This is a genomic window from Pantoea cypripedii (assembly GCF_002095535.1).
In the GTDB taxonomy this organism is placed as follows: Bacteria; Pseudomonadota; Gammaproteobacteria; order Enterobacterales; family Enterobacteriaceae; genus Pantoea; species Pantoea cypripedii.
Window position 1 is genome coordinate 3,124,046 of record NZ_MLJI01000001.1, and the last position, 21,951, is coordinate 3,145,996.

At 55.2% G+C, this 21,951-nt stretch carries 20 protein-coding genes; 9 read left to right on the forward strand and 11 right to left on the reverse strand.

Going from position 1 to position 21,951, the window contains the following annotated elements; all coding sequences use genetic code 11:
- Positions 1-54: 54 nt before the first annotated feature.
- Positions 55-663 carry a DsrE family protein gene (locus HA50_RS14380; protein ID WP_084876274.1) on the reverse strand — a complete coding sequence of 203 codons (609 nt, stop codon included), beginning with the start codon at positions 661-663 and terminating at the stop codon, positions 55-57.
- Between the two features lie 33 nt (positions 664-696).
- Positions 697-1,302 (reverse strand): DsrE family protein, encoded by a 606-nt coding sequence (locus HA50_RS14385; protein WP_084876275.1) that lies wholly within the window; start codon positions 1,300-1,302, stop codon positions 697-699.
- Between the two features lie 687 nt (positions 1,303-1,989).
- On the opposite strand from HA50_RS14385, the gene bepA reads away from it, so the two are divergent.
- The gene (gene bepA, locus HA50_RS14390) at positions 1,990-3,456 is read left to right on the forward strand and encodes a beta-barrel assembly-enhancing protease (protein ID WP_084876276.1); all 1,467 of its coding nucleotides are present in this window, start codon (positions 1,990-1,992) and stop codon (positions 3,454-3,456) included.
- A 2-nt stretch (positions 3,457-3,458) separates the two neighbouring features.
- On the forward strand, positions 3,459-3,806 hold the full coding sequence (gene arsC, locus HA50_RS14395) for an arsenate reductase (glutaredoxin) (protein ID WP_084876277.1): 348 nt from the start codon (positions 3,459-3,461) through the stop codon (positions 3,804-3,806).
- Here arsC and hda read toward each other — a convergent pair.
- The 3 genes from hda to upp form a co-directional block, all read right to left on the reverse strand.
- Positions 3,803-4,510 carry a DnaA inactivator Hda gene (hda, locus tag HA50_RS14400; RefSeq protein ID WP_084878542.1) on the reverse strand — a complete coding sequence of 236 codons (708 nt, stop codon included), beginning with the start codon at positions 4,508-4,510 and terminating at the stop codon, positions 3,803-3,805. The two genes, arsC and hda, sit on opposite strands and share 4 nt — an antisense overlap.
- An 87-nt stretch (positions 4,511-4,597) precedes the next feature.
- On the reverse strand, positions 4,598-5,881 hold the full coding sequence (gene uraA / locus HA50_RS14405; protein WP_084876278.1) for a uracil permease: 1,284 nt from the start codon (positions 5,879-5,881) through the stop codon (positions 4,598-4,600).
- 71 nt (positions 5,882-5,952) lie between these two features.
- Positions 5,953-6,579: a uracil phosphoribosyltransferase gene (upp, locus tag HA50_RS14410; RefSeq protein WP_021184323.1), complete on the reverse strand. Its 627-nt coding sequence runs from the start codon at positions 6,577-6,579 to the stop codon at positions 5,953-5,955.
- Between the two features lie 241 nt (positions 6,580-6,820).
- Between upp and purM the strand changes: the two genes are divergently transcribed.
- Positions 6,821-7,861: a phosphoribosylformylglycinamidine cyclo-ligase gene (gene purM, locus HA50_RS14420; RefSeq protein ID WP_084878544.1), complete on the forward strand. Its 1,041-nt coding sequence runs from the start codon at positions 6,821-6,823 to the stop codon at positions 7,859-7,861.
- On the forward strand, positions 7,858-8,496 hold the full coding sequence (purN, locus tag HA50_RS14425) for a phosphoribosylglycinamide formyltransferase (RefSeq protein ID WP_084876279.1): 639 nt from the start codon (positions 7,858-7,860) through the stop codon (positions 8,494-8,496). Before purM ends, purN begins: the two co-directional genes overlap by 4 nt.
- Positions 8,497-8,611: 115 nt before the next feature.
- Here the strand turns inward: purN and pstB are convergent, their stop codons facing one another.
- Genes pstB through HA50_RS14440 form a run of 3 tightly spaced genes read right to left on the reverse strand, consistent with a single transcriptional unit; the run spans position 8,612 to position 13,068 of the window.
- Complete coding sequence (gene pstB, locus HA50_RS14430) at positions 8,612-9,379, reverse strand: phosphate ABC transporter ATP-binding protein PstB (RefSeq protein WP_084876280.1); 768 nt, start codon at positions 9,377-9,379, stop codon at positions 8,612-8,614.
- A gap of 12 nt (positions 9,380-9,391) precedes the next feature.
- Entirely contained in the window at positions 9,392-10,990 is a 1,599-nt protein-coding gene (gene pstA, locus HA50_RS14435) for a phosphate ABC transporter permease PstA (RefSeq protein WP_084876281.1), read from the reverse strand.
- Positions 10,987-13,068, reverse strand: a complete 2,082-nt coding sequence (locus tag HA50_RS14440) for an ABC transporter permease subunit (RefSeq protein WP_084876282.1) — start codon at positions 13,066-13,068, stop codon at positions 10,987-10,989. Before HA50_RS14440 ends, pstA begins: the two co-directional genes overlap by 4 nt.
- Positions 13,069-13,240: 172 nt before the next feature.
- Between HA50_RS14440 and ppk1 the strand changes: the two genes are divergently transcribed.
- The 5 genes from ppk1 to mgtE all read left to right on the forward strand — a co-directional run bounded on the left by ppk1 (position 13,241) and on the right by mgtE (position 19,313).
- Positions 13,241-15,301, forward strand: a complete 2,061-nt coding sequence (ppk1, locus tag HA50_RS14445; RefSeq protein ID WP_084876283.1) for a polyphosphate kinase 1 — start codon at positions 13,241-13,243, stop codon at positions 15,299-15,301.
- Between the two features lie 5 nt (positions 15,302-15,306).
- Complete coding sequence (gene ppx, locus HA50_RS14450; protein WP_084876284.1) at positions 15,307-16,830, forward strand: exopolyphosphatase; 1,524 nt, start codon at positions 15,307-15,309, stop codon at positions 16,828-16,830.
- Positions 16,831-16,842: 12 nt separating this feature from the next.
- Positions 16,843-17,442, forward strand: coding sequence for a tellurite resistance methyltransferase TehB (tehB, locus tag HA50_RS14455; protein ID WP_084876285.1), 600 nt, complete (start codon positions 16,843-16,845; stop codon positions 17,440-17,442).
- A 131-nt stretch (positions 17,443-17,573) separates the two neighbouring features.
- The gene (locus tag HA50_RS14460; protein WP_084876286.1) at positions 17,574-17,759 is read left to right on the forward strand and encodes a YfgG family protein; all 186 of its coding nucleotides are present in this window, start codon (positions 17,574-17,576) and stop codon (positions 17,757-17,759) included.
- A gap of 120 nt (positions 17,760-17,879) precedes the next feature.
- Positions 17,880-19,313, forward strand: coding sequence for a magnesium transporter (gene mgtE, locus HA50_RS14465; protein ID WP_084876287.1), 1,434 nt, complete (start codon positions 17,880-17,882; stop codon positions 19,311-19,313).
- Here mgtE and HA50_RS14470 read toward each other — a convergent pair.
- Genes HA50_RS14470 through HA50_RS14480 form a run of 3 tightly spaced genes read right to left on the reverse strand, consistent with a single transcriptional unit; the run spans position 19,310 to position 21,942 of the window.
- The gene (locus HA50_RS14470) at positions 19,310-20,092 is read right to left on the reverse strand and encodes a DUF3750 domain-containing protein (RefSeq protein ID WP_084876288.1); all 783 of its coding nucleotides are present in this window, start codon (positions 20,090-20,092) and stop codon (positions 19,310-19,312) included. The genes mgtE and HA50_RS14470 overlap by 4 nt on opposite strands.
- 56 nt (positions 20,093-20,148) lie before the next feature.
- Positions 20,149-20,994, reverse strand: coding sequence for a class I SAM-dependent methyltransferase (locus tag HA50_RS14475; RefSeq protein WP_084876289.1), 846 nt, complete (start codon positions 20,992-20,994; stop codon positions 20,149-20,151).
- 21 nt (positions 20,995-21,015) lie between these two features.
- The gene (locus tag HA50_RS14480; protein WP_084876290.1) at positions 21,016-21,942 is read right to left on the reverse strand and encodes a fatty acid desaturase family protein; all 927 of its coding nucleotides are present in this window, start codon (positions 21,940-21,942) and stop codon (positions 21,016-21,018) included.
- Positions 21,943-21,951 lie beyond the last annotated feature (9 nt).

Below are 21,951 nucleotides of genomic sequence, written 5' to 3' on the forward strand. Positions count from 1 at the left end.
CATCACGCGGAGATGACAGCAAGATGACAGCAGCGAAGACTGCTGTCAGAGGGATTACAACATCAGGAAGGCATATCCTTCGTTTTGCAGCGTGGCGACGGTGGTGCCACTGGACAGCGTGTGCGTGACCATCGGGTCAATCCATTCACGTTCCAGCTGATGGAAAGCCACCGACTGATCGCAAATCGACACCTTCACCCCGGCTTTTTCCAGTTCGTTGATCAACTTCAGGTTGGGATTGTCCACACCATAGGCTTTACGGAACTGTTCGTTGTTCAGCGCGGCTGGCACTGCATCGCTGTTAATCGATACCACAAAGTTCAGCTGGTTCAGCGGCACACCTGCGGCGTAATAAAGGTTGGTGACGCGTGCCACACGTTCCAGACCGAGGTTCGGCTGGCGGATATCCCCGTCGTTACGGTTAATCTGGAAGACAATTTTGTTGCTCAGGCCTGGCGTATTGCCGGGGTTAAACGCAGGCGTGTTCACAAAATGAATCTTGCCATAACCGTCGATGGCGGGTGTGCTCCAGAAATCGGCCGGTTCGGTTTTTTTATCCGCAAACTTGTCGCTGACTTTATCAACAAGGTCGGGAAGCTGAAGCACATTTCCGCCGATAAAACCGGCCAGTGCTGCCACTACAATGTATGTCGCTGGACGCATTTCACTTCTCCTCAACCATTATCAAAAAGCCCGTTACATTTGTAGCCATGCATAGCCCTGATTTTGCAGCGTCGACACTGTGGTCGGGCTGGAGAGCGCATGGATCACCGATCTGTCGATCCAGTCATTGGGGTAGTGATGAAACGCCACCGACTGATCGCATACCGACACCTTCACCCCTTGCTTAGTCAGCTCTGCAATCAGCGGCAGATTGGGGTTATCGGTGCCATAAAATTGTTTGAAATGCGTGTTATCCAGCATCGCCGGGGTCGCATCACCGGTGACTGACACCACAAAGTGCAGTTGCTCCGCCGGGACGCCCGAGGCGATATACAGATTCACCACCCTGGCCACACGTTCCAGCCCGAGATTTGGCCGGGCGATATCTCCTTCGTTTTTAGTGAGTTGGAAAACAATTTTGTTGCTCAGTCCCGCCACCGGTTTAAAGGCCGCATCGGGTTCGTAATGGATCTTGCCGTAGCCATTGATGCCCGGCGTGCTCCAGAACCCTTCCGGGTCGGTCGGTGGCGAAGAAAAGTGGTTCACGACGCGCTGATAGAGGTCATCGCTTTTACTGGCAACGGCACCAACAAAACCACCGACGATCGCAATCAGGGCATAGGAGACAACAGAACGCATAGACACTCTCCGGCAGGCAGGCGCAGTCCGTTTGAACAACGTGCTTTATCTATACCACACCAGGACAACGCCTAAAGCCGCCGGTTTTCGCGGCTGTACGCGGTTTCATTGCAGGAAAAATAATTAGCGCGGCTCATTGAATAGCAACGCTGATGAAGGAAAGTTGACGAGTTGAAGAATGGCTGGACGGGAGTTTTACCGGGGAATCCGATTGTCATGACTATCAATGAGGGGAAATATGACCATCCTTTTATGCAGTCCCCTGCTTAACCTTTTGCGTCATGATTAATATTGTCGATGGATAAATCAGGCCATCCGCGCATTCTCAGCGCTACTTTTCAGAGTAACCCTGGAAAGATTCATGCCAGATTCAATAATTTTGAGTAATTTTACCTGAATTTACGCTTATCCAGGCGCAACATCCCAGCAAATGGCGCATTTGTCTTATTCAAATTTTTGCTACTTTTTTCGCCATTCGTCAGCAACATTTTGCATTTATCTCATTTCGTGCGTGCGCTTGCTTGTACGATAAGTCTGGTTAAGATAAAAATCCTGTCCGTAGCGGCGCGATTTATCGCGCGTCTTTTCAAAAACAGCGCGATAAATCGCGCCGCTACGGAACAGCATCGCAGAACATTTGCACCACTTACCTGTCCAATTTCAGGTCACTCATTACAGGATCAAGGCATGTTTAACCGGTTGAAGAAATCAGTGCTGGCGGCCCTTATTCCTGCGCTGCTGCTCACACCCGCGCTGAGCGCCCGCGCCGATGTGAGCGATTCTCTGCCCGATATGGGCACCACGGCAGGTGCAACGCTGTCGATTAATCAGGAATTGCAGATTGGCGATTTCTATGTGCGTCAGCTGCGTGCCAGCGCCCCGCTGATCAACGATCCCTTGCTGAATCAATATATCAACCAACTCGGACAGCGGCTGGTCGCGCATGCCAACTCGGTTCGCACCCCGTTTCATTTTTATCTGATCCAGAATGATGAGCTGAACGCCTTCGCCTTCTTTGGCGGCAACGTGGTGCTGCACTCGGCGCTGTTTCGCTTCACCGATAACGAAAGCCAGCTGGCATCGGTGATGGCGCACGAAATCTCGCACGTCACCCAGCGCCATCTGGCACGCGCGATGGAAGAACAGAAGAAGAATGCGCCGCTGACCTGGGTCGGTGCGCTCGGTTCGATTTTGCTGGCGATAGCCAACCCGCAGGCGGGGATGGCCGGGCTGATGGGCACCCTCGCCGGGACGCAACAGGGGATGATCAGCTTTACCCAAAGCAATGAACAGGAAGCGGACCGCATCGGTATTCAGGTGCTGCAACGCGCCGGGTTTGATCCCCAGGCGATGCCCGCTTTCCTGCAAAAGCTGGCAGATCAAAGCCGCTTCTCGTCAAAACCACCGGAAATTCTGCTGACGCACCCCCTGCCCGACAGCCGTCTGGCGGATGCGCGCAACCGCGCGAACCAGATGCGTCCGGTAGTGGTGCAGTCCTCACAGGATTTCTACATGGCGAAAGTTCGTTCCCTCGGCATGTATTCCACCGGCCAGAATCAGCTGACCGATGAGCTGCTGAATCAATACGCCAAAGGCAACAGTCGCGAGCAGCAGGCTTCACAGTACGGCAAAGCGGTACAGTTTTTGCAGGCCAAAAGCTTTGAAAACGCGAAGAAAATCATTTCGCCGATGCTGGCTAAACAGCCGGATAACGTGTGGTTTCTCGATATCATGTCGGATATTGATATCGGCCTGAATCAACCGCAGCAGGCTATCAACATGCTCAGCAGCGCCAAAGGCAGCAACAACAACGCGGTGATTCAGCTCAACCTGGCGAACGCCTACGTTGAAGCCAAACAACCCGCCAATGCCAGCCGCATCCTCAATCGTTATACCTGGTCGCACCCGGACGATCCTAATGGCTGGGATCTGCTGGCCCAGGCTTCAGCAGCCCAGGGGTTGCAGGATGAGGAACTCTCGGCGCGTGCCGAAGGCCTGGCGCTGAATGGTCAGATGGATCAGGCTATCCGGGCACTCAGCCGCGCCAGCGCCCAGGTGCCGCTCGGCAGCCTGAAACAGGCGCGTTATGATGCGCGCATCGACCAATTTCGTGAGCTGCAAAAACGCTTCCGTCAGTATCAAAAAGGATCTTAATCATGGTGACCATTTATCATAATCCGCGTTGCAGCAAGAGCCGCGAAACCCTCGCGCTGCTGCAACAGCAGGGAGTGCAGCCGGAAGTGGTGCTGTATCTGGAGACCCCGCCAGACGTAGCCACGCTGAAAACCTTGCTGAAACAACTCGGGATGAACAGCGCGCGTGAACTGATGCGCCGCAAAGAAGATTTGTATAAATCGCTGGCATTAGCCAACCCGGATCTGAGCGAAGATCAGCTGCTTCAGGCGCTGGCGGATAACCCGAAACTGATCGAAAGGCCGATTGTGATTAACGGTGAGCAGGCGCGTCTCGGTCGCCCGCCGGAAGCGGTGCTGGAGATTGTTTAAAGCCCCAGCGCTTCTTTAACAAAGGGAATGGTGAGTTTGCGTTGTGCGCTGATCGAGGCACGATCCAGCCGGTCAAGTGTGTCGAACAGGGTGCGCATTTCACGGTCGAGGCGTTTCAGCAGGAAGCGCCCGACGTCCTCCGGCAATTCAAATCCGCGAATCCCGGCACGCAGCTGCATCGCCTGCAATTTGTCGTCATCCGACAGCGGTTGCAAGCGGTAGATTTGGCCCCAGTCGAGGCGTGATGCCAGATCCGGCAACCCGAGGTTAAGCTGACGTGGCGGACGATCGCCGGTGATCAACAGGCGGGTTTTGCCGATTTCCAGAATGCGGTTGTAGAGATCAAAGATCGCCATTTCCCACTCAGCGTCTCCGGCGATACATTCGATATTGTCGATGCACACCAGCGCCAGATGCTCCATGCCTTCCAGCACGTCGGGAACAAACCAGGTGCGCTTATCCAGCGGGACGTAACCCACCGCTTCGCCACGCGCCGACATTTCCGCGCAGGCCGCATGCAGCAGATGGCTGCGGCCACCGCCTTCGCGTGACCAGAAATAGAGATAGCTGCCGTGTTGCTGCCCCAGCGCGCCCTGTAGCGCAGCAAGGAGGGACGGATTTTCCCCCGGCCAGAAGCTGGCAAAGGTTTCGTCATCAGGTAAGTAAAGTGGCAGTGAAAGCTGTGCCGGCGTGTTCAGAAGCACCTCAGGGTATGAACGGGCAGAAAACCGGGCAAGTTTATCATGATCCTTGCCAGAGATGAACCGGGCTTCCCTGCCCGGCAAAGACGCTTAGGATTCGCGTTGATCTTCAGCGTCCAGCACCACTTCTTCCGGGCGTAACAGGCTGATTACGCGGAAAATCAGGCTGAGTGCCACACCGACGATGGTCGCCAGCGCCATGCCTTTCAGCTCGGCAGCACCGATATGCACTTTCGCGCCACTGACGCCGATGATCAGGATCACCGAGGTGAGGATCAGGTTCTGCGCTTTGTTGTAATCCACTTTGGATTCAATCAGCACACGGATACCGGAGGCACCGATCACCCCGTACAGCAGCAAAGAGACGCCGCCCATCACCGGCACCGGGATCGCCTGAATCGCCGCCGCCAGTTTGCCGACGCAGGACAGCAGGATCGCCAAAATCGCCGCGCCGCCGATCACCCAGGTGCTGTAGACACGGGTAATCGCCATCACGCCAATGTTTTCACCGTAGGTGGTGTTAGGCGTCGAACCGAAGAAACCGGAGATCATGGTGGAGAGACCGTTGGCAAACATCGAACGATGCAGGCCGGGATCGCGGATCAGATCTTTTTTGACGATATTCGCCGTCACCACCAGGTGACCGACGTGCTCGGCAATCACCACCAGCGCCGCAGGCAGAATGGTCAGCATCGCTGCCCACTCGAAGCGTGGCGTGTAGAAGGTTGGCAGCGCGAACCAGGGCGCATTCACCACCGAAGCCCAGTTGACGATCCCCATAAAGGAAGAGAGCGCGTAGCCCACCAGCACACCGATCAGAATCGGGATGATGGCGAAGAAACCCCGGAACAGCACCGAACCGAAAACGGTCACACCGAGCGTAACCATCGAGATAAACACGGTGGTGCCATCCGGTGAGGTGCCCTCAGCGGGCAGCAGTCCGGCCATATTAGCTGCCACACCCGCCAGTTCCAGGCCGATAACCGCGACAATGGCGCCCATCGCTGCAGGCGGGAACATCACATCCAGCCAGCCGGTACCGGCTTTTTTCACAATCAGCGCCACCACACAGAACAGGAAGCCGCAGAGGATAAAGCCCCCCAGCGCCACTTCATAGCCCAGCGGCAGCAGCAGCAACACCGGCGAAATAAAAGCAAAGCTGGAGCCGAGATAGGCCGGAATTTTACCTTTACAGATAAACAGGTACAGCAGCGTACCGACACCGTTAAACAGCAACACCGTGGCCGGGTTGATGTGGAACAGAATCGGCACCAGCACCGTTGCACCAAACATGGCAAACAGATGTTGCAGGCTGAGTGGAATGGTTTTGAGTAGCGGCGGTCGTTCGTTAACGCCGATGGCGCGACGAGTCATTCAGTTATCCCCTTGAGTTGTGTGGTGCTTTTTTGCCAAAAAAAAGCCGACTCTCTGGCCGGCTGCTTTATTTATTTGGTTCCGAAAATCTTGTCACCGGCATCGCCGAGACCAGGAATAATGTAGCCCTTCTCGTTCAGGCCTTTATCAATAGACGCGGTGTACAGCTCCACATCCGGGTGCGCTTTTTCCAGTGCGGCAATCCCTTCCGGTGCCGCCACCAGCACCAGTACCTTGATGCTGTTACAACCGGCTTTTTTCAGCAGGTCGATGGTGGCGATCATTGATCCACCGGTTGCCAGCATCGGGTCAACCACCAGCGCCATGCGTTCTTCGATGTTGGAAACCAGTTTCTGGAAGTAAGGTACCGGCTCAAGGGTTTCTTCATCACGATAAACACCCACTACGCTGATACGTGCGCTCGGTACGTGCTCCAGCACCCCTTCCATCATGCCCAGGCCAGCACGCAGAATCGGCACCACTGTAATTTTTTTGCCTTTGATTTGTTCGATTTCTACCGGGCCATTCCAGCCTTCGATGGTAACGCGCTCGGTTGCCAGGTCGGCAGTGGCTTCATAAGTCAACAGGCTGCCTACTTCCGAGGCCAGTTCGCGGAATCGCTTGGTGCTGACATCATGCTCACGCATCAGGCCCAGTTTATGTTTGACCAGCGGGTGTTTGACTTCCACGATCTTCATGAGTGTTCTCCCGGAATTGTGTTGAGCGAAAAAAAAATCGCCGGATTATACCGCCTTTTTTCCGCGACGCCATATGTCATTGGTCAATACAACGCCCTGCTCCCTCCGGGATTAAGGATTAGCGAAAAAGCGGTACTGTGCAAAGGCAGCGTGAGATGGGACTCGCAAACGTTTGCCTGCGCTGGTAGAATTACGCCGCTTTATTTTAACCACCAACCGCAACTCGCGTGGGGATTCCGCAGTGACCGACAAGACCTCTCTCAGCTACAAAGACGCCGGTGTAGATATTGACGCTGGTAACGCTCTGGTTGACCGTATCAAAGGCGTAGTGAAAAAGACCCGCCGCCCGGAAGTGATGGGTGGACTGGGTGGCTTTGGCGCGCTTTGTGCGCTGCCGCAGAAATACCGCGAGCCAGTGCTGGTTTCCGGCACCGACGGCGTCGGCACCAAGCTGCGTCTGGCGATGGATCTGAAACGCCATGACAGCATCGGTATCGATCTGGTGGCGATGTGCGTGAATGACCTGGTGGTTCAAGGCGCTGAGCCGCTGTTCTTCCTCGACTACTATGCGACCGGCAAGCTGGATGTGGATACCGCTTCATCGGTGATCACCGGGATCGCCGAAGGTTGTCTGCAATCGGGTTGTGCGCTGGTTGGCGGTGAAACCGCTGAAATGCCAGGCATGTACCACGGCGAAGATTACGACGTGGCAGGTTTCTGCGTTGGCGTGGTGGAAAAATCAGAAATCATCGACGGCTCGAAAGTGCAGGATGGTGATGTGCTGATTGCGCTGGGCTCCAGCGGTCCGCACTCCAACGGTTATTCGCTGGTGCGTAAAATCCTCCAGGTGAGCCAGACCGATCCGGAAAGCAAACAGCTGGAAGGTAAATCGCTGGCCGATCATCTGCTGGCTCCGACCCGCATCTACGTGAAAAATATCCTCAGCCTGATCGAACAGGTTGATGTGCACGCGATTGCGCACCTCACCGGTGGCGGCTTCTGGGAAAACATTCCGCGCGTATTGCCGGACAACACCCAGGCGGTGCTGGAAGAGAGCAGCTGGCAGTGGCCGGCGGTGTTCAGCTGGCTGCAACAGGCCGGTAACGTCAGCCGTCATGAAATGTACCGCACCTTTAACTGCGGCGTGGGTATGGTGATTGCGCTGAGCGCGGCAGAAGCCGACAAAGCGATTCAGCTGATGACCGACGCAGGCGAGCAGGCGTGGAAAATCGGTGTGATCAAAGCTTCTGATGCCGAAGAGCGTGTGGTTATCAACCCATGAAGAAACTGGTTGTACTGATTTCCGGTAACGGGAGCAATCTTCAGTCCATCCTCGACGCCTGCGCAAGCGGGCGGATTAACGGCAGCGTGGCTGCCGTTTTCAGTAATAAAGCCTCGGCAATGGGTTTAACGCGCGCGCAGGAAGCGGGTGTCGCGACCCATACGCTGGCCGCCAGTGAGTTTGCCGACCGTGACGCCTTCGATCGCCAGCTGATGCAGGAGATTGATGCTTACGCCCCGGATCTGGTGGTGCTGGCCGGTTATATGCGCATTCTCAGCCAGGCGTTTGTGGCGCATTATCACGATCGTCTGGTCAACATCCATCCCTCCCTGCTGCCCAAGTATCCTGGCCTGCACACCCATCGTCAGGCGCTGGAGAATGGCGACGAGGAACACGGCACCTCAGTGCATTTCGTCACTGACGAGCTGGATGGCGGGCCGGTTATTTTGCAGGCACGCGTACCGGTGTTTGCGGACGATACGGAAGATGAAATCACCGCCCGCGTACAGCATCAGGAACATGCGATTTATCCGCTGGTGATTAGCTGGTTTGTCGATGGACGTTTGCAGATGCGTGAAGGTGCCGCCTGGCTGGATGGCCAACCGTTGCCACCGCAGGGTTATGCCCACGATTGATTCCATTCCTGAGACCCACTTCGCGCGATAAATCGCGCCGCTACAAAGGATTGCACATACCGTAGCGGCGCGATTTATCGCGCAAGGTTTTAGGTTTTAGGTTTTAGGTTTTGCCTTACCCAAACCGTCCCGTAATGTAATCTTCGGTGCGCCGCGTTTTCGGTGCGGTGAAGATGCGGTCGGTTTCATCAAACTCCACCAGTTGGCCGTTGTGCATAAACGCGGTGTAATCCGACACGCGCGCCGCCTGCTGCATATTGTGCGTCACCAGCACCAGCGTGAAATGCTGCTTCAGCGTAGTCATTAATTCTTCAATCACCAGCGTAGAGATCGGGTCCAGCGCCGAGGTCGGCTCGTCCAGCAACAGGACTTCCGGCTCGATGGCAATGGCACGCGCAATCACCAGCCGCTGCTGCTGTCCGGTGGAGAGGGTTAAGGCACTTTGCCCCAATTGATCCTTCACCTCACCCCACAGTGCCGCCGCACGCAGAGCATTTTCGCAGGCTTCATTCAGCACCCGACGATCGCGTACGCCCTGTAAACGCAGACCATAAACCACGTTTTCATAAATTGATTTAGGGAACGGGTTCGGACGCTGAAACACCATGCCAACGCGTCGCCGCAGCGCGGCCAGATCCTGCTCTGGCTGCATAATGGCATGCTGACCCAACAGGATCTCACCTTCCACCCGGCAGCGATCGATCACATCATTCATGCGATTAAAGCAGCGCAGCAGCGTCGATTTGCCGCAACCGGAGGGGCCAATCAGCGCCGTGATGTGATTCTTCGGCAGTTGCAGGGCAATGTTGTTCAGCGCCTGGCGCTCGCCATACCATAGCGAAAGCTGATTAACCTCAAGAGCGATGTCGTAATCGGGCGTCATGTGTAAAACCTTTTAATGCGTCATAAGCCGGTAACGCTCGCGCAGACGGTGGCGTAGCGCCATCGCCAGCAAATTGAGCGACAGGATGATCACCACCAGCAACAGGGCGGTGGCGTAAACCAGGGGGCGATCAGCGTCGATATTCGGGCTTTGAAAAGCCAGATCGTAAATCTGAAAACCGAGGTGCATAAATTTGCGGTCAAGGTGCAGGTAAGGAAACACTGCGTCGACTGGCAGTTCCGGTACCATCTTCACCACCCCGACCAGCATCAGCGGAGCGGTTTCCCCGGCCGCACGCGCCACCGCGAGAATCAACCCCGTCAACATCGCCGGAACCGCCAGCGGCAGCACCACACGCCACAGCGTTTCGGCCTGCGTCGCCCCCAGCGCCAGCGAACCTTGTCTCAGGCTATCCGGGATACGGGACAGACCTTCTTCCGTGGCGACAATCACCACCGGCAGGGTCAGCAGCGCCAGTGTCAACGCCGCCCACAGCAGACCGGGGGTACCAAATGTCGGGTTGGGCAAGGCGCGCGCGTAAAATATCTGGTCAATGGTGCCGCCAATCAGCCAGACAAAAAAGCCCAGACCAAACACGCCATAAACAATCGAGGGAACCCCCGCCAGATTCACCACCGCAATCCGCACCAGTCGGGTTAGCGCGTTGCGCCCGGCGTATTCATGCAGCCAGACTGCCGCCACCACGCCAAGTGGCATGACGATAACCGACATCAGCAACACCATCAGCACCGTACCAAAAATCGCCGGGAATGCGCCGCTTTCGCTCTCGCCTGCCGCCGGATTATCGCTGACAAATTGCCATAGCTGGCTGAGAAAATGCTGCATTTTCTGGCCGAGGCTCATGTTATTCGGATACCAGGTCGCGACAATCTGCGCCAGCGGGATCGGGTGGTCCTGTCCCTGCACATCACGCAATATCAACACATCCCGGTGGCTGGCGCTTTGCAACTGCGCCAGCTGGTTGCCCAGCGCCGCGAAGTTCCGTTGCAAAGCGGCGCTGTTGGCATCGTATTGAGACTGGCGCTGCGCGCTAAACTCCCCTTTGCGCTGCTGTGCCTCAGCCTGGCGTTGCAGATTTTCCAGCTGCGCATTGAGGCGCGCCATCTCGATACGGCGAATATGGCTGGCCTGGCGCAGCTGTTCATGGACCTGTTGCAGACGCTGATGCAACAGCCCATCCCGATCGCGTGCCGTCAGCACTTCATTATCTTCACGCAGCTCAATAAACCAGCCGTAGGCGTTCCCGCCGCTGCGACGTTGCAGCACCATCACATCCGCAGGCCTGCGGGTTTTCGCCCGGCTCTGGCTGTCAATCACGCGAAAATCAGGGGGCGCAAAATCACGATTCCCGGTTTTCACCGTATAGCGCCAGCCGTTGTCATGCCGCTGACGTTGCAGGGTTTCCCCCAGCACCATCACCGGTTCGCCCTCGGGTGGCTGGAACAGATATTGATCGACCGGCTGCGGCCAAAAGGCACGCATCCCCTGCCACGCCAGTAAGCCAATCAGCAGAGTAAAAGCCAGTAAACACACGGCCACCGCACCGGCAGTCAGCCAGCGCCAGCGATCATTTTGGCGCATTACCTTCATCCCTGTCCCTCATGCTGGCTGTAGCGCTGTCGCAGGCGCTGACGGATCACTTCCGCCACCGTGTTAATGATTAAGGTAAATATCAGCAGAATCAGCGCACTGAGAAACAGAATGCGGTAATGGGCACTGCCCGCTGCCGCTTCCGGCATTTCAATGGCGATATTGGCGGACAGCGCACGTAATCCGGCAAATAACCCGCCTTCACTCACCGGGGTGTTGCCGGTCGCCATCAGTACGATCATGGTTTCCCCCAGGGCACGGCCAAAGCCAATCATCAGTGCGGCAAAAATCCCGGCCGAAGCACCGGGCAACACCACGCGCGTCAGGGTCTGCCACGGCGTGGCCCCCAGTGCCAGCGAGCCTTGCCCCAGCGAGACCGGCACGCTAAACAGCGCGTCTTCCGATAAGGTAAAAATCAGCGGCACCAGCGCAAATGCCATCGCCAGCGCCGCCACCAGCAGGTTGCGCTGCTCATAATGGGCCAGCCGTTCCCCCATCGCGGGCCAGAAATGGGTTGGCAGCCAGAGCGTCAACAGCGTCACCGCCAGCAGGATCGGCAGCAGCAACAGCACCTCATAACCTGGCTGACGCCAGCGCGCGGGCAGGCGTGGGCTGAGCATCCCGCATAACAACAACGTAGCCGCCAGCATTAGCGGCAGCAGCAACACGCCAATCAACGCATTGCTGATATGCGGTGCCAGCCACACTCCGGCAATCAACCCGATGACCACGCTCGGCAGCGCACCCATCATCTCAATGCCTGGTTTCACCCAACGGCGCAGGCCCGGTGTCATAAACCAGGCGGTGTACATCGCCGCAGCCAGCGCCAGTGGGGTGGCAAACAACAGCGCCAGGCTGGCGGCCTTCAGAGTGCCAATGATCATTGGTATCAGGCTGAATTTGGCCTGGTAGCTGTCCCCCGCCGCCGTGGATTGCCATACCCAATCGGGCTGCGGATAGTTTTCATACCAGATTTTCTGCCACAGGTTGCGCCAGCTAAAGTCAGGCCAGGGATCGTCAAGGCGCAGACGCTGCCATTGCCCTGCCCGTTCCACCACCAGCGTATCGCCGCGCGGTGAAAAAGCGGCAGCCACGATACCCGGATCCAGCTTGCGGGTGACTGTCGCCCCCTGTTGCTTACTGGCGAACAGGCTGACGTCGCCCTCAGGCGTCAGCGTGGCGAAGACGCGACGCTGCGGTTCGGTCACAATCATTGCCGTAGCCGAACTGCCGTCAAAAGTATGGATTTCCTGTAAACGTGGCCCCTGTGGACCGGTAATCGCGAACCACTGGCTGATGCCGCGTTGATCCTGAATCAGCAAGGTGCGGCCACCGGCCAGCAGCTGCAGGCTACGCGGACGCTGCACCAGCGTTTGTGTTTCACGCAGTTGCGCACCGTCGGCATTGATTTGCCAGACACGCAGCAGACGGCCCTCGCTGGTATACAGCAGGTTGCCGTCCGGGGAGAACAGCAGATGATCGGCCTGCTGTTGAGACAGGACAATCTGGTTGACGTGGGTTGATTTATCCAGCGTCAGCACGATGATGCCGGTGGCGGTTTGCGCAGCGATGCGCCATTGATCAGCCCCGAGGCTAGCCAGCGCCATCTGCGCTACGCCCCCCTGCGGCAGATGCATCGGACGATCGCCCAGCGGAAAACGCCATTCGCCATTAACCGGTTGCATCAACATCAGGTCACCCTGCATATTCAACAGCAGGCTGTTATGGTCGGCGCTTTGCACCACCGCATCCGGTTTACCCTGCAGTGCCAGCGCAGGCCCGGCAGGTTGACCATCAAGCGGAATAAAGCGCGCTTCATCGCGGCTGATGCGCCATCCCAGTTTCCCATCGTTGCCTAATGCCAGCACCGGAGCCTTGTCCCACAGCTGCTGACTGGCGACGATCTGCATCCCTGGCGGATTAAAAAGTGGCATGACGACCCAGATCAACCAGAAAAATAGCAGTAACATCAAAGCCAGAATCCCCACGCCGCAGGCGGTGACAACACGCTTTACCCACCGGTCGATGGCTCGACGGCGGCTATCACTAAAGTGGACGGGAATTCTTGTTATGCTCATGCAGACCAGGGTTACGCTCGTAGACAAGCCGCTATGTTGCCCGTAGCTGATTGATAAGACAACTGTTGGCGTTGGACAAGCCTGCCATACTCTCGCCATAATGGTGACGGACACTGAGCGAAAGCCCCTTTTCGCCGGACACCCCGTCCAGCAACAGCATCACGGAGTCAGAATGGGTCAGGAAAAGCTGTATATAGAAAAAGAATTAAGCTGGTTATCATTTAATGAACGCGTGTTACAGGAAGCAGCGGATAAAAGTAACCCGCTGATTGAACGTATGCGTTTCCTCGGGATCTATTCGAACAACCTTGATGAGTTTTATAAAGTCCGCTTCGCTGATTTGAAACGTCGCATTCTGATCGGTGAAGAACAAGGATCGCCCAGCACCCCACGTCATCTGCTGAAGAAGATCCAGCAACGGGTCCTGAAATCCGACCAGGAATTTGACGCGCTGTATAACGAATTGCTGCTGGAGATGGCGCGTAATCAGATCTTCCTGATTAATGAACGTCAGCTGTCGCCCAATCAACAGGTCTGGCTGCGGTATTACTTCAAGCACCAGCTGCGTCAGCACATCACCCCGATTCTGCTTAACCACGACACCGATTTAATCGAATTCCTCAAGGACGATTACACCTATCTGGCGGTGGAAATCATTCGTGGTGAAGACAAACGCTATGCCCTGCTGGAAATTCCGTCCGATAAAGTGCCGCGTTTCGTTAACCTGCCGGCCGAGTCACCGCGTCGCCGTAAACCGATGATCCTGCTGGACAACATTCTGCGCTATTGCCTTGATGAAATTTTCAAAGGCTTTTTCGATTATGATTCGCTGAATGCCTACTCCATGAAGATGACGCGCGATGCCGAGTACGATCTGGTCACTGAGATGGAATCCAGCCTGCTGGAACTGATGTCCTCCAGCCTGAAACAGCGCCTCAACGCCGAGCCGGTGCGTTTCGTTTATCAGCGTGATATGCCGGATGAAATGGTGGAGATGCTGCGTCATAAGCTCTCCATCTCCAACTATGATTCGGTGGTGCCGGGCGGCCGTTACCATAACTTCAAAGATTTCATCAGCTTCCCAAATGAAGGTAAAAGCAATCTGGAGAATCGCCCGTTACCGCAGATTCGTCATATTGGCTTTGATGGCTTCCGCAACGGCTTTGACGCCATTCGCAACCGCGATGTGCTGCTCTACTATCCGTACCATACTTTCGAGCATGTGCTTGAACTGCTGCGCCAGGCCTCCTTCGACCCCAGCGTACTGGCGATTAAAATCAACATCTACCGTGTGGCGAAAAACTCGCGCATCATGGATGCGATGATCCACGCAGCCTACAATGGCAAGAAAGTGACGGTGGTGGTGGAGTTGCAGGCGCGCTTTGATGAGGAAGCCAACATCCGCTGGGCGAAGCGTCTGACCGAAGCGGGCGTCCATGTGATTTTCTCTGCGCCGGGTCTGAAAATTCACGCCAAACTGTTCCTGATCTCGCGTCGCGAAGGGGAAGAGATTGTGCGCTACGCACATATCGGCACCGGTAACTTCAACGAAAAAACCGCACGCATTTATACTGACTATTCTTTGTTAACTGCGGATGCGCGTATCACCAATGAAGTGCGTCGGGTGTTTAACTTTATTGAAAACCCGTATCGTCCGGTGAGTTTCGACCATCTGATGGTGTCGCCGCAAAATTCGCGCAATATGCTTTATCAATTGATTGATAACGAAATTGCCAACGTGCAGCAGGGCATTCCAGCGGGCATTACGCTGAAAATTAATAACCTGGTGGATAACGGTCTGGTGGATCGGCTGTATGCTGCGTCATCTGCCGGGGTAAAAGTTAATCTGCTGGTACGCGGTATGTGCTCGCTGATCCCGGATTTACCCGGCATTAGCGAAAATATTCGCGTGATTAGCATCGTTGACCGCTACCTGGAGCACGACCGCGTCTATATTTTCGAAAACGGTGGCGATAAAAAAGTGTATCTCTCCTCTGCGGACTGGATGACACGCAATATCGATTATCGTATTGAAGTGGCGGTGTCGATCCTGGACCCTCGTCTGAAAGAGCGCGTACTGGATATCATTGCCATCCTGTTTAGCGATACAGTAAAAGCCCGTATCGTCGACAAAGAACTGAGTAACCGTTATGTGCCGCGCGGCAACCGCCGGAAGGTGCGTTCGCAGCTGGCAATTTACGATTACATCAAGAAACTGGAACAACCTGAATAATTCCTATGCCAATTTCCCATAAGAGTACGCCGAAGCCACAGGAGTTTGCGGCCATTGACCTCGGCTCCAACAGTTTTCATATGGTGATTGCCCGTGTGGTGGATGGTGCCATGCAGGTGCTGGGACGACTTAAGCAGCGTGTGCATCTGGCCGATGGTCTGGATGCACAGAATCGCCTGAGCGAAGAGGCGATCCAGCGCGGTCTGAGCTGTCTGGCGCTGTTTGCCGAGCGCCTGCAAGGGTTCAGCCCGGCTAACGTCACCATCGTGGGGACGCATACGCTGCGTCAGGCGATTAACGCTGAAGAGTTTCTGCAACGGGCGGCCGACGTCATCCCCTACCCGATTGAAGTGATTTCCGGCAATGAAGAAGCACGTCTGATCTTTATGGGCGTGGAGCATACGCAGCCGGAGAAAGGCCGCAAGCTGGTGATCGATATCGGCGGTGGCTCGACCGAGCTGGTGATTGGCGAAGATTTCGAACCGCAGCTGGTGGAAAGCCGCCGTATGGGTTGCGTCAGTTTTGCCCAGCTGTATTTCCCCAAAGGGGAAATCTCGCCGGAAAACTTCCGTCGCGCCCGTCTGGCGGCGGCGCAAAAGTTGGAAACCCTGGCCTGGCAATATCGTCTGCATGGCTGGCAGTACGCGCTGGGCGCGTCTGGCACCATCAAAGCCGCCTGCGAAGTGCTGCTGGCGATGGGCGAGAAAGAGAAACTGATTACCCCGGAGCGGCTGGACCAGCTGTATAACGAGGTGATCAAGCACAAATCTTTTGCGGCGCTTAGCCTGCCGGGCCTGTCCGAAGAACGTAAGGCGGTGTTTGTGCCTGGGCTGGCGATTCTGTGTGGCGTCTTTGATGCGCTGGCGATTCGTGAGCTGCGTCTGTCCGATGGCGCATTGCGCGAAGGCGTGCTGTATGAAATGGAAGGCCGCTTCCGCCACCAGGATATCCGCAGCCGTACCGCCCAAAGTCTGGCAAATCATTACGCCATCGATAACGAGCAGGCGCGTCGCGTGCTGGAAACTACCGAGCAGCTGTATCTGCAATGGCTCGACCAGAACCCAAAACTGGCGAATCCGCAACTGGCGGCGCTGCTGAAATGGGCGGCGACCTTGCATGAAGTCGGGCTGACCATTAACCACAGTGGCATGCAGCGTCACTCGGCCTACATCCTGCAATACACCAACATGCCAGGTTTTAATCAGGATCAACAGATGCTGCTGGCGATGCTGGTACGCTTCCACCGTAAAGCGGTGAAGGTGGATGAAATGCCACGCTTCACCTTGTTTAAGAAGAAGCAGTTTCTGCCGCTGGTTTTCCTGCTGCGTCTCGGCACCCTGCTGAATAATCAGCGCCAGGCCACCACGCGCCCGGATACGCTGAAGCTGAATACCGATGACGGACACTGGACGCTCACTTTCCCGGCGGGCTACTTCAGCCAGAACACGCTGGTGCAGCTGGATCTGGAGCGCGAGCAAAGCTACTGGAATGAAGTGACCGGCTGGAACCTGATTCTGCAAGAGGAGTAAACGCGGGTTATTATGACCATTCGTCCTGACAACTATTTCGCGGAAAAGTATGGCCTGACGCCACCGCATTCGGAAGTGCTGGAAGCGCTGCCCAAATTAACGCCCGGTAAGGTGCTGGATTTGGGCTGCGGCCAGGGCCGCAACAGCCTGTTTCTCAATCAACAGGGATTTGATGTGACGGGCTGGGATAGCAATCCGCAAAGCCTGGCGCGGCTGCAACAAATTATCCACGATGAGCAGCTGCAACATATCCGGGCTGAAGCCTGTGACCTGAACCAGGTCCGCTTCAACGGCGATTACCAGCTGGTGCTCTCTACCGTGGTGATGATGTTTCTGCAACCGGAAACCATTCCGCAGCTGATTGCCGATATGCAGGCCAGCACGGTGAAATATGGCTACAACCTGATTGTCGCAGCCATGGATACTGACGATTATCCCAATCCGCTCAACTTCCCGTTCACCTTTAAGTCCGGTGAACTCAGTGACTACTACCGCAGCTGGCATATCGTGAAATATAACGAGCATGTCGGTGAGCTGCATCGGCGTGATGAAAACGGCCAGCGCATCCGCTGCCGCTTCGCTACGCTGCTGGCGCAAAAAGCCAGTTACTGATCGGTGGCGGTGCAGATGCGCCGCCATTTTTAACCTTTTCTGCTCATTTTTCACACAGCGATTGCTTTACCGATCTAAGTATGACTAAATGTTGCTATCGCCCAAATGGGTATCGACAGGAATCACCCCGCGTGAATAACGCTTTCCCCGCACGAAGACGTCCCAAAACCGGTTCGATGACACGAATTGTTTTGCTGATCAGTTTTTTTATTTTGGTTGGCCGTCTGATTTTCACCATCCCTGGTGCCATTGAGCATCATCAGCAGAAGAAAGCCACACCCGACCCGGTGACGCAAAGCAGCACCGACACGCGTTAAAGGAATTTGCGAGTCACTGCACCTTCACATTGCCCTGTGCGACAATGCAACCTGTTATGTCCTGTTTACCCGTAACGCACTACACTTCGACCTGACAATTACAGACACAAAGGACGCGTTATGTCTGCTTCGCCCGCGCAACAACTGACTGAAACCCGCCATCGCATTCTCAACCTGCTGCTGACTCAACACGATTTAGTCGATGTTCTGCTGGATAAATCGGTGGATTTATCTGCCAGTGAGCTGAAAGAGATCAACGGCTGGCGTCAGCAGCTGGAAAGTGATTTGCAGATGATGCACGCCGCGGATTTGGCCGACATTCTTGAAGCGCTGCCGCATGTTGAGCGTCAGGCACTGTGGCGCTTAGTTCCGTGCGAACAACGTGGCCGGGTATTGGTTGAAGCTTCCGATACCGTCTGGGCCAGCCTGACCGAAAGCATGACCGACCGCGAGATCCTGCGCGCCATCGAGCCGCTGGATCTTGACGACCAGGCTTATCTGGCACGCTATCTGCCGCGCGATCTGACCGGACGTCTGCTGACCACGCTGGATCCCAGCCAGCGTGCGCATGTGCTCAGCGTGGAGGAGTTCGACCGTGACCGGGTGGCGCGTATCATGGATTTCAACATCCTGACAGTGCGCGCGGATGTCACGCTCGCCACCGTACAGCGTTTTTTGCGCCGCCATAAAACCATGCCGGATGGTACCGATAAGCTATTTATCACCGATAAAAGCAACCAATTGCTGGGCGAATTGCCGCTCACCACCATCCTGCTTAATCCGCCCGGCACGCGGGTTGAAAGCGTGATGAACGCTAAACCGACCACCTTCCAGCTTAACGATAAAGCAGAAGACGCGGCGAGCGCATTTGAACGTTATAACCTGATTTCCGCCGCCGTCACCGATGCCAGGGGCAAGCTGATCGGCCGCGTCATCGTTGAAGACGTGATTGACCTCGTCAACGAAGAGAACGAAAGCAACATCCGTAAAATGGGTGGCATCAGCCAGGAAGAGGATGTGTTCGCACCGGTGCGTAAAGCGGTCAGTAAACGCTGGGCGTGGCTGGCGATTAACCTGTGTACCGCGTTCGTCGCCTCGCGCGTGATCGGTTTGTTTGAAGCCACCATCTCGCAACTGGTGGCGCTGGCAACCCTGATGCCGATCGTGGCCGGGATTGGCGGCAATACCGGCAATCAAACCATCACCATGATTGTGCGCGCGCTGGCGTTGCATCAGGTGGAACCGGGAAACTTTTCGTTTCTGATCCTGCGTGAGCTTGGTGTGGCGTTGCTAAACGGCGTGTTCTGGGGCGGCATTATGGGCGGGGTCACCTGGATGATGTACGACAATATGGCGCTGGGAGGCGTCATGATGCTGGCAATGGTGCTCAACCTGCTGCTGGCGGCGCTGATGGGGGTGCTCATCCCACTGATCATGACCAAACTGAAACGCGACCCGGCAGTCGGCTCCAGCGTGCTGATCACCGCCATCACCGATACCGGGGGCTTTTTTATTTTCCTCGGGCTGGCTACGCTGTTTTTACTGCACCATTAACCCGGCGGGTTATCCTGCTGAACATTATCACCGCCGATGCCGCCAATAAACGGCAGGCGCAGGCGGAACGGGCTGAAATCCAGCCCCATATTCAGGCCCAGCACATTCAGTTCAAACCCTTCTTCAGCGCCGACCGTCACCCCAGCCAGACCCAGCACGGATACCTGAATGCCTCGTCCCGATGGCGGTAATCCCACGGGATTCCACAGTGGCCGGTAATCCTTTCCTACCGCGTTGGCCGGTAAATCCAGTTCCAGTGCCGGAACTTCACGGCCAATATGGGCAAGAAACGTATTGCTGTTCGGACCCGGCCAGGCGTGATAAGTCTGGGGCCACGGATAGGATTTGATGGCGGCTTCAATCTGCGGAATCATCGCCTGCGCCGCCGCACCGCGATGCTCCACCAATAGCCTTGGCCGTGCGCCATACCAGTAACCATCGGGAATATTGGCGTTGTGGCGCACTTTGTCATCGCTACCCCAGCTGATTACCTCATAGCGGTTGTACTGCGTTTCACCGGCACGCTTGAAGATGATCCACGGATGTACCGCCACCGCCCCCTTCCAGCCATAGGTCGGAGCCGCATAAACCTGCACAATGGCTTCCGACGCATGGCTGCGCGGATCGGGGGCGATACCGGCTGAATCACGTCGTGCTGACCACCAGCCATCACGCTCGCTGGTGTGTCCAACCCCATGCGTGGCACGCGCGAGGCTGGCAAACAGCGACAACAGGATGATCATAACAACACAAAGTGAAAACGCTTTGAAGGTCAGCATAGTGGCGTCCAGCGGGAAATCGGCAAGGCAGCATAGCCTGTCTGATATTTACCCGCTTAACGCGGTGTGGCAGATGACTTTTTCGGTGTCAGTTGCAAAAAGCGCATCATGCAGGGCCGACGTTCAGAGGTAAACAGCAGACGATTGTCATCCGTCATATCTCTTAATTCCGGCAGATGACTGGTGGTGCGATCAATACGCTCAACCATTTCAATGTCAAAGAAGAGATGGGCATTACGCAACAGCTGCGTATATTTGGCGAGGAAATCCTCTACCCAGTTATGCACTTCGATGATGATGGTGCAGGATTGGAGTTTCGCTAAAAAGGCCGGATTCAGCAGCTCGAACTCAAAACCTTCGATATCAATTAATACCAGCGCCCGTTGCAATTCTTCTGGTAACAACGAGGCCAGACTCTGCTCATTGGCTTCGCCGAAGATCTTCAGCTTTCCCGGTGAGTGATTACGTTGCCAGTTCGCCAGAATCGTTTGCTGGCCTTTTTCTGACTGTTCAAAACAAATGCAATTGCGGATTTTTTGCGAAACCAGCATGCCAATGGCGTAATAACCATCCGCAGCACCAATATCAATAAAATGAGAGAATTGATCGTCAGGCAAGGCCGCAATAAAATCGAGCAGCTCTTTTTCATATAGGCCAAGGCACTGAGAACCTAAATCGAGTTTACCCCACCAGGTCTCACGGTTTAATTGCAGACCTTTAAATGGTCCGTATTTAACCCTGCCCTCAACAGAATCAAAAACCTCCAGCGAAATCCTTTCCTGCCTTTCGCGCACCGTCTCTTTTTGCCATGACGCACGTTGTTCGGCTGTGGCTTTTTCTGCTCTGGCAATCATTGGCGCGAAATAGTCTTCTTCCGCAGCAATGAGTTCTTCAATATTCATTTCACTCTCCATATATGCTGTCTACAGCGCGAGCGCCTGCTGTTTATGCCTCACTTCCTGCCAGAAGGTGGTAAAGAGATAATCTGCGCCAACCTCTTCAAAGGTCACACCGGCTGCTTTTAAGCGCTGATTCAGCTCAGGCAAATGATAATAAGGAATTGACGGCATAATATGATGTTCGCAATGGTAATTCATATTGGCATAGAGAAATGCCAGCCACACCGGCAACGTGATGGTACGGGAATGACCTAATGGCCCATTATCTTTCTGCTCCTCCAGCCCCAAATGTTGTGCCTGGGCCAGCATGCGATTGGGCAACTGACAGGAGAACTGAGCAACAAAATAAGCCAGTACCACCCACCCACTTTGGGTGGCAAGATACACAGCCAGATAGATCAACCCATTAATAATCAAAACTTCAGCAGCTGCTCGCTGGATATTGACTTTAATGGCCGAAAACGAGGCGGGAATAATACCGCAGGCGTTTTTAATGGTGTAAGTCACCTTGCGCCACATAAAGGTATAATCGAACAGGGTGTAACGAATAATGTTCGCGATACTCCAGTTCTGGAAACTGTGCCCTTCATCGTCATCATCACTGAAGGTTTTGCTGTGATGACGCATATGACTCGCTTCAAAAAATGCCCGATTATTAAATGTCACGGCAGCCGAAAAACGAAACAGCAGCTGATTCGCCCATTTCGCTGAAAATACACGCTTATGGAAAAGTTCATGCGCGTAACCCGCATAACCCCAGAAGCTGTGCACAAAACCGAGCAGCAAAATGGTTAAAACCAGCAGCAAAATATGATGCTGCGTTTTGTACAACATAAAAATCAGCAATAACTCGATCCCCAGACGCAGAGCAAGATGCAACGAGGCGACCCGGTTATTGGTTGCTGATAATTTTCTTAAAACACTTTTGTCGATTACCTCAGTAATGCGCATTTTGCCCCC